Below are 15,373 nucleotides of genomic sequence, written 5' to 3' on the forward strand. Positions count from 1 at the left end.
AGCCCTAGGTACTAGTTCCTAGGATTTTTATCTTCTTTATCATCTATCTGATGGCTTTCCGGACGCTTGTCGCTGGGATCATGCTTATGCTCAAAATCACCGTCGAATGTATCTCCGCCTTCAGGGTTCTTGCTCTTACTATCATCAAATGGCTGATGACCGCCAAAGGGACCTTGAGCACCATTGCCCCCGGGACCGAAGCCGCCATGAAAGCCACCATTATTGACCACTCTCATCTGCATTCGCTTGTAAAGAAAGCCGGCAACGGGGATGCGGGTCAAGGGAGTCAGCAGCAGTAATCCAATGGCATCGGTAACAAATCCTGGGATAAGTAACAGCAGGCCGGCAACGGCCAGCATCATCCCTTCGACAATCTCCTGACCGGGTGCTTCGCCTCGTGAAAGTTTTTGCTGCACCTGCATTAGTGTCGTGATCCCTTGGCTACGAACCAAAGAGACGCCGACAATAGCAGTGAAGAAGACCAAACCGATGGTGGTCCAGCTCCCGAACGACTCACCGACACGGATCAGTACGTTTAGCTCTATAACCGGAACTAAGATGAAGATAACTAATAGAAAGAAAAACACACTGACCTCACAACGACTAACCAATGAGCAAACTATTTGCTCAATATGAAAACTATTTTACCCAATATGAAAACTAAATGGGGCTTTTCGGGTCTATTTTCAAGTAAGCAAGCTGGAATTTAGCTCATATCGTAATTCAGTTTACTTGGATAAGCTCACTATTTTAGCAATGCCTTAATGCAAGCCGATATGAAAAGACGTAAAGTATGCTCCAGAAATAACCACTATCTACCTGAACGTACAGCTTAGGGTAGTTTACCGATGCCGGCTTAAGCCAGCTTTAATTTATCAGACGAGATGACAGCAGATACGATGCAAGATGAATTTCTGTTAGTGATGACAACTTGCCCCACTAAAGACTCAGCCACCGAGCTGGCGAAAGCTTTAGTCGAGGCGAAAATTGCCGCTTGTATACAAATTTCCGCTCCGGTGACTTCAATCTATAGCTGGGAAGATGAGATCAGTGAAGAGAGTGAATTTGCCCTGCATATCAAATGCATGGCAAAGAACTATCCTGCCCTCGAGAATAAGGTCAAGCAACTGCATCCCTATCAAGTCCCGGAACTCATTGCAGTCTCTCTGACTAACGGGTTACCCGCTTATTTTGATTGGATAAAAGAAACCACAACACCATGAAAAAAACTCTTACCCTAGCTCTTACTTTAATTTTTTCTACCCTACTTCTGTTATCGCCTTTGGCGCACAGTGAAGGCGTTTTCAGCAGCAGTAAGTTCAGCTTCCTCAAAGATGAACCTAAGCTGATGCCTGTCGATGAAGCCTTCGTTTTCGACTTCAAGCAGCAAGGCGAACAGCTGAAAGTAAGCTGGGTCATCGCCGACGGCTACTACATGTACCGTGACAAGCTAAAGTTTGAAGCAGACGGTGCGACATTGGGTGAAATAGCGCTCCCTAGTGGCAAGGCGCACAGTGATGAATATTTTGGCGAGCAGGAGGTTTACTACTCATACGTTGAGATCCCCATCGCTATCAGGGAAGCTGTCGAAGGCGGCACTGTGACCGTGACCTTTATGGGCTGTGCCGAAGGTACATTGTGTTATCCGCCAACCAAGAAAACTGCTTTACTGAGTAAAATTGAAGCCAATGATGGCTTACTGAGCAATGAGCTTCCGACAGGTGAGAAACTTGCAAAGGCTCAAGTTAATTCTGAAGCCGGCCAAACTCCTATCACGCAACAAGATAGCCTGAGCAATATGTTATCGGGTGACAGTTTACTCTGGACTCTGGTGATCTTCTTCGGCCTGGGGATTGGCCTCGCGCTCACCCCTTGTGTCTTCCCTATGTACCCTATTCTATCCGGGATTATCGTTGGACAGGGAGAAAAGCTCTCTACGGCTAAGGCATTCAGCCTCTCTATGGTCTACGTACAGGGCATGGCAATAACCTACTCACTGCTCGGTTTAGTTGTCGCGTCGGCGGGTATGAAATACCAGGCAGCCCTGCAACACCCGGCCGTACTCATTGTATTAGCCGTACTCTTCTTCGTGTTGAGCTTGTCCATGTTTGGCCTGTATGAACTCAAATTACCGTCCAGCTGGCAGGAGAAGATGAACCGTTTCTCCAACAACCAGAAAGGCGGCAATGTTATTGGCGTCTTCATCATGGGGATTATCTCGGGTCTGGTCGCCTCTCCATGTACTACCGCGCCACTATCCGGTGCCTTGGTCTATGTTGCACAAACCGGTGACCTGCTTCAGGGCTTCCTGGCCCTCTACGTACTCAGCATGGGTATGGGATTACCGCTACTTATCATAGGCACCTCAGGTGGTAAGTTGCTTCCAAGAGCGGGGAGCTGGATGGATGTCATCAAGACGGTCTTTGGCTTCCTGCTGATCGCCGTGTCCATCGTTATGATAGGCAGGATCTGGCCAGACTTCCTCTCCGATCTTCTCTGGTCGATTTGGGGCGTGGCATTGGTAGGATACCTGATGCACCAGAACAAACTCACCGATTTTAACTGGAAGCAAACGGTTCGCTCTGTTCTGTTGACCCTGATGCTATTAGGTAGCTTCTCATATGGGCTACAAGCCGTAATGACAAAACTTGGCGTTCAGGCTCAGACTCAGGTCGCCACCGAACAGGCTCATGGACATAAACGCATCAAGTCTGTCGCCGACCTAAAAGCGGAGGTCGAAGCGGCCTCGGCTCAGGGCAAGCCGGTGATGTTAGATCTCTATGCCGACTGGTGCGTAGCCTGTAAAGAGTTCGAAGCAGTGACCTTTAAGGACCCTGCAGTGCAGACTCGTTTGGCACAGATAGTATTTCTTCAGGCCGATGTCACCAAGAATGATAGCTTAGATATCGAGCTTCTGGAGAGCTACGATGTACTGGGTCTCCCTACCTTGCTGATGTTTGATGCCGATGGCGAGCTTCGTAACGATCTACGCGTCACCGGCTTTATGAAGCCCGACGCCTTCGCTGCTCACTTAGATATATTACTGAAAAAATAAGCTGCAAACTTAAACGCCAGCTTAAACTCAAGAATAAGGCCTTCGATTCAACAGAATCGAAGGCCTTATTTTATCCCGATAGATTAAATAACCAGATACCCACTCCAGCCTCGGGTCAAATAACAATCATATCATCTCCAGCCAAAGCGAAAGCGCGTACTCCCTAGCGTAAAAAATTCCGGTTTCAAATCATTTTTTCTTTTTTTAATATAAAGTTAAACAAACTCTTATACAATATGAGGTAGTTACCCTCATATCATCAGGAGAGACATGGAACCCGCCATCCTTATCACCACCTTAGCTTGCGGTATGTTAGTCAGCCGAATAGGACTACCGCCTCTTATCGGCTATCTCGTAGCGGGGTTTGTACTGTTTCTATTCGGTATCGATGAATCGAGTCTTCCTCTGCTGGAGCAGCTGGCAGAGCTTGGTGTCACCTTACTTCTGTTTGCCATCGGCCTTAAATTAGATATCCGGAGTTTATTCAAAGCCGAGGTTTGGGCAGGCTCCAGCCTACACCTGATGGGCTCCATGCTGTTCTTTATCCCGCTACTCAAATTGCTTGGAATGCTGGGGTTGGATCAACTCACCGGACTAGACCTTAATCAACTGGCCCTGCTAGCCTTTGCCTTGAGTTTCTCAAGTACGATCTTTGCCGTCAAAGTGTTGGAAGATAAGGGTGATATGCAATCACTCTATGGCCGGGTCGCGATCGGTATCTTGATCATGCAGGATATTTTTGCGGTGGCTTTCCTCACCATATCGAAAGGAGATATCCCCTCCGTCTGGGCCTTCGGACTATTGCTGCTGCCATTTGCCAGACCGCTTATCTATCGCGCCTTCGATCGTGTCGGTCACGGCGAACTTCTGGTGTTATTTGGCTTAGTGATGGCTCTGGTATTAGGCGCCTGGCTATTCGAGGCCGTCGGCCTTAAGCCCGATTTAGGGGCACTGATCATCGGTATTTTATTAGCGGGTCACCCTAAATCTTCTGAGCTGGCAAAGTCACTCTTCTATTTCAAAGAGCTCTTCCTTGTTGCCTTCTTCTTAACGGTTGGCCTCAATGGACTGCCGACCTTCTCAGACATAGGTTTAGCCACCCTGTTAGTGTTAGTCGTTCCTGTTAAGGTTGCACTGTTCCTCTACCTGTTAACCCACTTTAAACTGCGCTCCCGTACCTCCCTGATGACCTCGTTTAATCTGGGTAACTACAGTGAATTCGGGTTAATTGTCGCGGCAGTTGCTACGAGTAAAGGATGGCTACCACCACAATGGATGGTCATTATAGCCGTAGCCTTGAGTATCAGCTTCCTGGTTGCCGCCCCTTTAAATGCAAGCTCCAGCCGCCTCTACCAGAAGCTTCATGGCAGGCTAAGGAAACTGGAGAAACACCCGCTGCATCCAGAGGATAGAGAGATACGCGTAGGCAATCCAAGGTTCCTTATTTTAGGTATGGGTAGAATTGGTAGTGGTGCCTATGATGAACTGAAAGCCAAATTCGACGGTGAGATATTGGGTATCGAACACAAGCAGGAGTTGGTCGACTACCACAAAAAGAAGGGGCGTCATGTGGTTCAGGGAGATGCATCAGATACCGACTTCTGGGAGAAGCTTGAGCATGCCCCGAATCTGGAACTGGTACTACTCGCTATGCCCCATCATATTGGTAATCAATTTGCTGTTGAGCAACTACAGAGACTCAACTATAAAGGCAAGATGAGTGCGATAGTCCAATACACTGAAGATGCGCAATCCCTTAAAACATCTGGTGTTCATTGTGTCTATAATCTCTATGAAGCAGCGGGTGCCGGTTTTGTCGATCATGTCATTAATGATCTTCTCCCGGACTCACATGTGGCACGCTCTAACGCCGAAGAGATGAAAAACAGAGGTTAGCCAAAAGTCGATTGTATACATTATCCTAACAATCTAGTATTGTATTTCCCATCCTACGTAAGATGGGAAACACAATACTATGATAACCCCTACACCAAACCGTAATCTTAACCCGTCCCAGAGCAAGCAACACTGGCGGCTTAGGCGCAATAATAAACCAGTTAAGTTGATAAGCCTGCTTAGGCTATCACCCCTCCCCCTGCTGGCTTCGATAATCGCTATGCCCTCCTTGGCTAGCGGCTACGATATTTGGCTTTATCCACTTCAGTTCGATGCAGTCAATGTCAGCTGGCAACTGGGAGAAGCTAAAGCCATCACTAACCGTGAGGGCTATGACAATCAACCCGCCTTCACATCAGACAACCAAGCCATACTGTTTGCCTCTGACAGAGGTGGGGCTCACAATGATATCTATCAATATCATCTTAATTATAACCATATAAACGACAAGCATCAGACCGAAGATGACAAGGTTAATCCCCTACTGACCCAAGTCACCGACACTGAAGATGAGAGTGAGTACTCTCCCCAAGCTGCAGCCAACGGCATTCGTTACGTAGTCGAACAAGGCGTGCCACACCAAAGTGTTTGGATAGAGGAGACTGGCTTCCCCCGAAAACGTGCCATCAATAGCATGATCCCCAGTGGATATTACGCCCACCATCCTGAACTCGGCACCCTAATCTGGGCACGATACGCCTACAGCCTCTACTTCGAGCCTATAGGAGACACGGCAGATGAACGACACTTTGTCGTCGCCAATGCCGGTCGTAGCATTCACGCCATTCCAAGCGATAAGGCTTTCAGTTACCTTCATAAGCAGCCCGACGGCGATAGGGTGATCAAGCGGTTTGCCCCAGACTCCGGCAGCCATACGCCGCTTATCAGTATTGGTAATGGCAGCGAGGATTATGGTTGGAGCAGCAATGGCTGGATTTTCAATATTGAGGCAAACCAGCTCAGAGCCTGGCCTCTCACATCAAAAACAGATCACACAGACCAGATTCTCCAATGGCAAAGTACTCAATGGCAAAGTGCTCAGTGGCAAGCGATCACTCAACTTGAGCCGCCGACACTGGCTCACCATAGCCCCTCCCGAGTCGCTATCAGTCCCGATAACCGCCACATTGCCATCGTCTGGGCGAGATAATTAATTGCAGATGCCGATCAACAATAACAAGAATAAAAAGGTCATTTAATGTCAAAATCCATCACCCTAGTCAGCACTCTACTACTCGGCTTATGCAGTCTCACCTCCCAAGCAACTGAGCGATGGCAGGATCACTCGGTATTTGAGGTCAATAAAGAGCCTCCACACGCCAGCTTCTTCGCCTATGACTCAATCCTGAAGGCGAGTGCCGACAATTATCGAAGTAGCAAAAACTTCATGGATCTCAATGGTACATGGCAGTTTCATTATGCGCCCAACCCTGCATCAGTCCCTGTAGACTTTGCAAACAACAGCTATGATCCCACGAACTGGGGCAGCATTCAGGTTCCCGGTAACTGGGAGACTCAAGGTTACGGTCATGCCATCTACCTCGATGAGCGCTACCCCTTCACCACCAGCTGGCCCGACGCCCCCCAAGATCATAATCCGACGGGCAGTTATCGACGCGAATTCACCCAGCCCGAAGATTGGCAAGGCAAACAGATTTTCTTCCATGTGGGCGCCGCAAGATCCTCACTGACTCTATTTGTTAACGGCGCAGAGGTTGGCTATAGCCAGGGTGCTAAGACGCCGGCCGAGTTTAATATTACTCAGTACCTCAAGCCGGGTAAAAACCTGCTTTCGATGAAGATAATTCGCTGGAGTGATGCCAGTTATCTGGAAAGCCAGGATATGCTTCGAATGAGCGGCATCGAGCGTGATGTCTACCTCTTTGCCACACCTCAACAGAGGATCAGCGATATTGATGCACTCTACAGTCTCAATAACAAATTAGATAAGGCCGAACTGGCATTAAGCTTCAAGCTAAAAAACCATCAAGCTACAGCGCCAGTCACGGTTGATTACCAATTACTTTCACCGGCCGGAGAGTTGGTGGCAAACGGCAGCCAGAGCCTGATATTGAAGGGGGATAACAGCGTCATTTTCGAGGATAAGCTGGTATCACCATTGCTGTGGAGCGCCGAAACACCAGAGCTCTACCAACTTATCGTCAGCATGAAAGATGATAAAGGCAAGTTGTTGCAGGCCAGTAGCCAACATATAGGTTTTCGTCATATAGAGATTAAAGCGGGGCAATTGTTAATCAATAAGCGGGCCATCACCATCCGTGGTGTCGACCGCCATGAAACCGATCCTCTTACCGGTCATGTCGTCAGCCGTGAGAGCATGGAGCGAGATATCCGCTTGATGAAGTTAAACAACATCAACGCCGTTCGCTCATCTCACTATCCTAACGATCCATACTGGCTCCAGCTGGCCGACAGATACGGCATGTATATCGTCGATGAAGCCAATATCGAATCTCATCCCCTCGCCATCGATGAAAAGACCCAACTCGGTAACGAAATGAGTTGGTATCCGGCCCATCTGGCCCGCGTCGAGCGCATGCTTGAACGGGATAAGAACCACCCATCGGTGATCATCTGGTCTCTGGGTAACGAGGCCGGCGAAGGAAAACTGTTTGAACAGCTCTATCGGTGGGTCAAACAGCGCGATTCCAGTCGTCCGGTTCAGTATGAACCCGCTGGCATGGCCGCCTATACCGATATTGTCGCCCCTATGTATCCCTCCATTGAGCGGATAGAAACGTACGCCAAAGCACATACCGACCGACCACTGATCATGATTGAGTATGCCCACGCCATGGGCAACTCGGTTGGCAACCTTCAGGACTACTGGGATGTCATAGAAAAGTATCCGAACCTGCAAGGCGGCTTTATCTGGGACTGGGTGGATCAATCGCTAAAGTTCACCAATGAAAAGGGAGAAGATTATTGGGCATACGGAAAGGATTACCACCCGGATATGCCCACAGACGGTAACTTTCTCAATAATGGTTTAGTCGATCCGGACCGAAATCCGCACCCTCACCTGAGTGAAGTAAAGAAGGTCTATCAAGCCATAGGGTTCGATAATTTCAAATTCAATGGCAATTTCGATGACAATCTCGATGACAAGAGTGCCAGTATCAGGCTAACCAACAAATATGACTTTCAAAGCACTAAGGGACTGACGCTGAGCTGGTCGCTGCAAAAAGATGGCATAGCCGTCGCGAGTGGCAGCGAGCCTATGCCCGTGATAGCGGCCGGTGAAGCTAAATCTGTCACTATCAAGCTCACAAACAAGCCAGCGCTTGTATTCGATAGCAGATACGAATACCGGCTACTCGTTTCGGTTTCACTGGCGGAGCCCAGACCTTTGATCCCCGCAGGTCATGAGTTGGCATTTGCACAATATTTACTGCTGGAAGCCAGCCCAAACATCTCGCCAGTGAGCACGGCCACCAGCTTGGCGGAGACTGAGACTCGATGGCAACTCAGCCACGGGGATAACCACTATTCAATATCCCAAATTTCCGGCTGGTTAACCGAGATAGAGATTGATGGTGAACCGCAGATCCAGGCCCCCTTAATGGCCAACTTCTGGCGAGCTCCCACGGATAATGACTTAGGTAATGGTATGCCCGACTGGGGAGGTGTATGGCAAGATGCCTCGGCTCAACTCACCCTTGAGTCCATCGAGCCTCTCGAGGAGCACGGCCTGATAGTGACCCATCAGCATCCCAAGTTAGGTATCACCTTAGTGACACAATACCGTGTAAATAAGCGTGGCGAACTCATGGTTAACATAAGCTTTAATCCAGGCAAGACCGCCCTTCCGGATCTGCCCAAGTTTGGCTTTACGACTCGCCTTCCCTTCGAACAGCGTTACCTGAGTTATTACGGACGCGGCCCCGAAGAGACCTATGCAGACAGAGCTTCAGGTAATCCTTTCGGTTGGTATCAACTGCCGATAGAGAAATTATTTCACCGTTATTCACGTCCCCAGGAGACCGGGCAGCGAACCCAGATCAGATATGCAGCAGTCAGAAACAGTGCTGGGACCGGTCTGATGGCCGTAGCCCAAAACGAGATGCAAACCAGTTTATGGCCCTTTAGTCTGGCTGATATCGACTTTAGAGAGGGTGATGCGCAGGGCTCGGCATCGGGCTTAGTCCCGGTGACACAGAACCATGGCGGTGAGGTCCCCATTCGTGATTTTGTCACCTGGAATATAGACCTGAAACAGATGGGAGTCGGTGGCGATACCTCATGGGGTCGCCCCGTACATGACAAGTACAGAATTAAGGCCGAGAAGATGAGTTTCAAGTTCAGGCTCGTCCCCGTAACGGCGCAGAGCCAACTTCAACAACTGGCCCGAGAGTAAGTTGAATAACCAAGGTTCAGCAGTGTGCCGTCGCTGACTAAGTATTGATAAGAGATAATAAGAAAAGATAAGGAATCAAGATGGAACAGATAGTTCAGCTCGCCATATTTTTTGGCTTAACGGCAACGGTGGGGTTAATCACCTACCTCAAGTGCCGCAATATCAAGCGTGATAACAGCGACAGCAGAGACTATTTCCTTGCCGGCGGAGGATTAAGCTGGGTCGTGGTTGCCGGCTCCCTGATGATGACCAACATCAGTGCCGAGCAGATTGTCGGGATGAACGGTGCCCAAGCGCTACTCGTCGCCTGGTGGGAGATAGCCGCCGCCGTGGGACTGATCATTCTGGCTAAATGGCTCATCCCTATCTATTACAAGTACAACTGCACCACGACCACGGAACTACTCGAGCGTAAATATAATGACAAGGGCATTCGCGCCATGGTCTCTGTGCTCTTTATGCTGGGCTATGCCTTCATATTACTCCCCGTAGTCCTCTATACCGGTTCGCTGTTTATGAAGTCTATGTTTGGTTTACAGATACCCGTCACGCTACTCGCTATTATCTTCGCCGTCGTTGGGGCCGTTTATGCCATCTTCGGTGGTCTTCGAGCGATCGCCATCTCCGACAGTTTAAACGGGGTCGGGCTTATCTTGATGGGCGTCGTGGTCTCATTTCTCGCCATGAACGCAGTTAATTGGGATCTTTCCGGCGTCCCTATCGAGCGCATTACGCTTATTGGCGACGATCAATCTGATATTCCCTGGCACACACTATTAACCGGCATGATCTTCATTCAAATATTCTACTGGGGAACCAATATGGTGATAACCCAGAGGGCACTGGCAGCAAAGTCGGTGAAGGAAGCACAGAAGGGCCTATATGCCGCGGTTATCATGAAGCTTATCGTTCCCATCATCGTGGTACTGCCCGGCATCGTCGCCTTCAAGTTATATGGCGATGTTGGCGATGTGGCTTATGGCAGGTTGGTGGGTGACATTCTGCCGCCTTGGTTATCCGGCGCCTTCGCTGCCGTGATTGCGGGGGCCGTATTGAGTTCATTTAACTCTTGTTTAAACTCGGCTGCTGCACTGTATACCTGCGATATTCACCAAAACTATGTTAACCCCAATGCCGATGTTCGTAAGATAGGTACTCGGGTCGCGCTGGTGTTCACTTTGATATCGGTGGGACTTGTGCCCATTTTCGCTAAATCTGAAAGTATTATCTCTTTGCTACAACAGCTTAACGGCCTCTATTCTATGCCGGTACTGGCGGCATTTATCTGCGCCCTGGTCTTCAAGAATGTACATGCCAATGCCATCAAGCTAGGCCTTATCTTCGGCGTGCTGATCTATGCCATCTTTACCTTCATATGGAGCCCATTCCACTTTATTCATATGATGGCAATTACCCTTGCAGCTACGATTACGGTCACCCTGCTACTGAGCAAGTTCGCCTTTGCACAGCGAACAGATCCACAATTAGCGACGGCCGGAAGTTAGCCAAATGTAAGAAGAGCGTTCGTTCTGTTTATCGTTCGCTCTAATTTAATTGATTTTATTTTCAAACTCAGAAATTTAATCCGAATTCCAGATACAAACGAAAAAAAATAGATTAACTCTGTAAAAACTGAGTTACAGCCTAAGTTAAGTCGTGATATAACGAGGTATACGGTCGAAAAACCTGTCACTGGCAATATAAATTTATATTCATAGAGAAGCGTTAAAACATGTCGAACCCCGCACAGCGCGCGAACAAATTATTTGTGCAAACCTTTGGCACTACGGCTGATGACCTTTACCTGGCACCGGGCCGGGTAAACTTGATCGGCGAACACACCGACTATAACGATGGTTTCGTTCTGCCGGCAGCTATCAACTTCCATACCATTGTTGCGGTAAAACGCCGTGAGGATGATATCTACCGCGCCGTTTCCGATGCCTTTCCCGGTGAGATAAAAGAGTGGGCTTTCGGCCAGGAAGGTGTCATGACATCCGAAGATGGCTGGGTCAATTATCTCAAAGGGTTCACAGCGGCAATGGCGGCATCTGGCTTACCCGCAAAAGGGTTAGATATTGCAGTCGTCGGTAACGTTCCGCTTGGCGCCGGCCTCTCATCCTCTGCGGCTCTGGAACTCGCGTTCGGTACTGCCGTTAATGATTGCAGCCAGCTCAGGCTCTCTCCTCTTGCCGTCGCACAAATGGCGCAGCGCGGTGAGAACCAATATGTGGGATGTGCCTGCGGGATCATGGATCAGATGATTAGCGCCTTAGGTGAACAGGATCATGCCCTACTCATCGATTGTGAGGACTTAGACAGCGAACCGGTTCATATACCCGATAGCCTGAGCCTCATCATAGTCAATTCCAATGTTCAGCGTGGATTAGTCGATTCCGAGTACAACCTGCGCCGCGAACAATGCGAAGAGGTGGCAAGCCATTTTGGACTTGATTCCCTGAGACACCTTGAACTTTCTCAGCTTGAAGCCGCAAAATCTGAGCTGTCGGATGTCTGTTATCGACGTGCCCGACATGTGCTTACCGAGAACAGACGAACTCAGAATGCCAGTCACGCTCTGGAAGCCGGGAATATCACCACCTTGAGCGAGCTCATGGCTCAATCCCATGCATCTATGCGAGATGACTTTGAGATCACGGTGCCTCAAATCGATACTCTGGTAGAGATAATCTCTGATGTTATCGGCACCCGTGGCGGTGTAAGAATGACTGGCGGCGGCTTTGGTGGCTGTGTGGTTGCTCTCGTTGACCATGATCTGACCGATGCCGTAGTCGAAGCCATTGAAGCTGAGTACCCTAAACAGACAGGACTGGAACCCACTGTCTACCTCTGCTCTGCCAGCGATGGGGCCACCCGAATCGAGAAAGATGTCTATTAGATTTCTACTACATTATCAGCCATCACCCTTGTAAAACGGCCGATATAACCAGCAAAAGAAAGGATGCATTTTATGGTACGTTTTCGTCCGCTGGATCCCTGGGATGATCCCCGTGGTGGTCAAATTGAACGTGTCAGAATAGATAATGGCATCTTAGCCCTGGAAGTATTAAGCCTGGGCGGCATCATCCGCTCTCTGTGGACACCGGATAGGAATGGCGAACGCGGCAACATAGTTCTGGGTTGTGACTCGGCCGAAGATTATCTAACCCAAGATGCTCATTTAGGCGCTGTTGCCGGGCGTTATGCAAATAGAATTGCTAACGGGCAAATGACATTCGATGGTGAGCATTATTACTTAGATAAAAATCAAGCGAATAACTGCCTGCATGGCGGCCGGGAAGGCTTCAATCGAAAGCAGTGGAACATAGGTCAGCTTCCCGATGGTGTTCGCTTGAGTCTGGTTAGCCCCGATGGTGATATGGGATTCCCCGGCAACTGTAACATTCAGGTCGATTACCGTCTGGTGGCGAATAACCTCTATGTAGAGATGTTTGCCGCCACAGACAGAGCCTGCCCGCTCAGCATGACTCAGCATAGCTACTTTAACCTGGAGGGGAGTCGCTCCGGCGGCAACGGCAACCACCGTCTGCAAATCGATAGCACTGAATATTTAGAAACTAACTCAACCGGGATCCCCAACAGTATCATAGCGGGGGCTGACAGTAACTTGGACTTCAGGAAGTCTAAAACCCTGGCGAGCAAGCTCAAAGATACTGATGGATTAGACCACTGTTATCTTATGAGAAATAACGATAAAGAGCTGCTTCGTTTCGGTAACCTTAGTGCCCCCGAATCTGGTCGCTGCATGACACTCTATACCAATCAGCCGGGAGTTCAGGTCTACGGTGCCAACTTTCTGGAGGGTAACCCGGGCCGTAATGAGCAGAAATTGAAGCGTCATCAAGCGGTCTGTATCGAACCTCAACAACTCCCCGATGCGCCTAATCAAACTGAGTTACTTGGCGATCCCTGGATAAAACCCGGTCAGATTTATCATCATATCAGTCGCTACCAATTCGAGACATTTTAAAGAAAAAGAGCCCGGCCCTGAATGACAGGGCCGGGCTTTGATCTATACCGATTAGTATTATTCCTCCAGCCCACCTGACCAGCCGTCGGCAAACTCACGGTCCTGGCTTTCAGAACCCATCTCCAAATCCACCTCACTGTTGATATCTTTATCATCGGCGTCCTCATCGGGTTTTGGTCTGGGAGTCGGCTTGCTAATTTTAATCAAGGGGGTATGTTTGGTTGTATTTGCCTCAACCCAACCGTCATGTTTTTGCATAAATTGGGATCGAGTCGCATTCCAGGCGCTACCGTAAGTCTCTTCGACGGCTTTCACTGCCTTCTTGTCCAGATCATGAAGATTGTTTTTGACGATCTCTTCAGCATACTCAATTATCGAATCTCTCTCGGCATTATAGAGATAGATGCGTCCAGCCGAAGCTTCCGGAAATTGTTTATCATGGATAACGATAGCATTACCACGAGATGTTCTTAATTCACCGTACCAGACTGCTGTCTTTACTGTGTTATACATATATGCCAATACCCTTAAATCAACACATACAGGATGAGTTAGAGATGCAAGCCCGCTTCCCTAATCTAACTCACCTATGCCGTTACAATTTCAGGGAACAACATCTCAATATTCCCCACCGTATCGAACCAATCATCTCATTTTTCCCGCAGAAAATGAGTTCGATAAATGAATCGCTAAACTCATATCGAATTTAGTATAAAGAATCAGTTATTCAAGTTTTAATTTTTAATAAGCCATAGTTCTCACAGCTTTACTTGCCAAAAAACATTTCAACTACTTGATAGAAAAGACTAAAAAAACACCTCTGATGAACTTATCTTCTAATCCGACCACCAGGGCAATTAAAGTCACACCATTGCCCTTCGTTTCTCATCTTGCCAGTAAGCATATTGCACCTTAAAAATGACACTAATGGGCCGGTCAGAGCGATCTCGCCTCATTGATCCGAGTCCAATGTTCTGTTCGATTATCAGTCAGGCGAGTGTCAATACAATTTTGCCTCTATGGGCTCCCGATTCCATTAACTCATGAGCACAAACACACTCATCCAGAGGAAACTTAGCAAAGATATTGGGGATTAAATTGCAAATTAACCTCTTAGAACCACTTTTTGTCGATTGCTGAAGCATTGGCCACACATGAGCCATAAGTTCGTCAGCGATACCGGCCTTAGCCGTTACACTTTGGGGGCGCAAGGTTGACCCTGTCCAGGTGATCCTTTTGGCCATGATGCGGAAGATATCAACTTGTGCCTTAGCGCCGCGCTGCATGGCGACAGAAACCATTCGTCCATCCATGGCTAACACCTTAAGGTTCAGGTTGATAAAATCGCCGCCGGCGACATCAAATACGACCTCCACACCTTTGTCTCGGGTATATTCCATGACGGATCCGACGAAATCCTTATCCTGGTAGTTGATAGCTAAGTCGGCTCCCAGATTTCGACAATAAACACACTTCTCATCGCTGCCTGAGGTCACTATCACCCTGGCACCAAATGCCTTAGCCAAGACTATTGCCGCACTGCCTATACCGCCCGAAGCCCCGTTAATCAGTACGGTTTCACCAGCTTTCAAGCCCGCGCGCATAAACAGGTTTCCCCAGACCGTAAAAAAGGTTTCGGGAATTGCAGCTGCCTGTTGAAATGACCAACCACAAGGCACTGGCAGACAGTGACGGGCATAGGCTACCGCATACTCGCCGTAGCCACCTCCGGGCACTAAGGCGCACACCATATCGCCTGGCTCCCATTGATCCACTCCCTTAGCGACTTTACTGATCTCCCCGGCGACCTCCAACCCAAGTATGGGGCTTGCCTCCTTTGGAGGCGGATAGAGCCCGCGTCGCTGTGCCACATCCGGGCCATTGACGCCGGCGGAGTGCACCTTGATCAGTACTTGGCCGGGGGCTAATATCGGCATTGGCGAGCGCGTCATATACATGACCTCTGCCATACCGGGTCTATCGAAAGCCACATGGCTGTACTCGCTGGGTAGTGAAAACTCAGGCATAGATTCATAATCCCTGACAAAACATC

General features: G+C 48.9%; 11 protein-coding genes. 8 read left to right on the forward strand and 3 right to left on the reverse strand.

What is annotated here, in order from left to right; genetic code table 11:
• Nucleotides 1-11 precede the first annotated feature (11 nt).
• Entirely contained in the window at nt 12-587 is a 576-nt protein-coding gene (locus SSED_RS20930) for an FxsA family protein (protein ID WP_012144347.1), read from the reverse strand.
• Between the two features lie 312 nt (nt 588-899).
• Between SSED_RS20930 and cutA the strand changes: the two genes are divergently transcribed.
• From cutA to SSED_RS20970, 8 genes are all read left to right on the forward strand, one after another.
• Nucleotides 900-1,223, forward strand: coding sequence for a divalent-cation tolerance protein CutA (gene cutA / locus SSED_RS20935; RefSeq protein WP_041421840.1), 324 nt, complete (start codon nt 900-902; stop codon nt 1,221-1,223).
• Nucleotides 1,220-3,055, forward strand: a complete 1,836-nt coding sequence (locus tag SSED_RS20940; RefSeq protein WP_012144349.1) for a protein-disulfide reductase DsbD — start codon at nt 1,220-1,222, stop codon at nt 3,053-3,055. The genes cutA and SSED_RS20940 overlap by 4 nt, the downstream gene beginning before the upstream one ends.
• Nucleotides 3,056-3,325: 270 nt before the next feature.
• Nucleotides 3,326-4,951 carry a cation:proton antiporter domain-containing protein gene (locus SSED_RS20945; RefSeq protein ID WP_012144350.1) on the forward strand — a complete coding sequence of 542 codons (1,626 nt, stop codon included), beginning with the start codon at nt 3,326-3,328 and terminating at the stop codon, nt 4,949-4,951.
• Between the two features lie 79 nt (nt 4,952-5,030).
• Nucleotides 5,031-6,101, forward strand: a complete 1,071-nt coding sequence (locus tag SSED_RS20950; protein ID WP_012144351.1) for a TolB family protein — start codon at nt 5,031-5,033, stop codon at nt 6,099-6,101.
• A gap of 48 nt (nt 6,102-6,149) precedes the next feature.
• Entirely contained in the window at nt 6,150-9,329 is a 3,180-nt protein-coding gene (locus SSED_RS20955; protein ID WP_012144352.1) for a glycoside hydrolase family 2 TIM barrel-domain containing protein, read from the forward strand.
• Nucleotides 9,330-9,409: 80 nt separating this feature from the next.
• The gene (locus tag SSED_RS20960) at nt 9,410-10,834 is read left to right on the forward strand and encodes a solute:sodium symporter family transporter (protein ID WP_012144353.1); all 1,425 of its coding nucleotides are present in this window, start codon (nt 9,410-9,412) and stop codon (nt 10,832-10,834) included.
• A 227-nt stretch (nt 10,835-11,061) separates the two neighbouring features.
• A complete protein-coding gene (galK, locus tag SSED_RS20965; protein ID WP_012144354.1) occupies nt 11,062-12,228 on the forward strand; it encodes a galactokinase in 1,167 nt (388 codons plus the stop codon).
• A 72-nt stretch (nt 12,229-12,300) separates the two neighbouring features.
• Nucleotides 12,301-13,320 carry an aldose epimerase family protein gene (locus SSED_RS20970; RefSeq protein WP_012144355.1) on the forward strand — a complete coding sequence of 340 codons (1,020 nt, stop codon included), beginning with the start codon at nt 12,301-12,303 and terminating at the stop codon, nt 13,318-13,320.
• 57 nt (nt 13,321-13,377) lie between these two features.
• On the opposite strand, the gene SSED_RS20975 is transcribed toward SSED_RS20970, so the two are convergent.
• Together SSED_RS20975 and SSED_RS20980 are read right to left on the reverse strand one after the other, a co-directional pair.
• Entirely contained in the window at nt 13,378-13,833 is a 456-nt protein-coding gene (locus SSED_RS20975) for a hypothetical protein (protein WP_012144356.1), read from the reverse strand.
• 476 nt (nt 13,834-14,309) lie between these two features.
• The gene (locus SSED_RS20980; protein WP_012144357.1) at nt 14,310-15,347 is read right to left on the reverse strand and encodes an NAD(P)H-quinone oxidoreductase; all 1,038 of its coding nucleotides are present in this window, start codon (nt 15,345-15,347) and stop codon (nt 14,310-14,312) included.
• Nucleotides 15,348-15,373 lie beyond the last annotated feature (26 nt).

The sequence above is a fragment of the Shewanella sediminis HAW-EB3 genome (assembly GCF_000018025.1).
In the GTDB taxonomy this organism is placed as follows: Bacteria; Pseudomonadota; Gammaproteobacteria; order Enterobacterales; family Shewanellaceae; genus Shewanella; species Shewanella sediminis.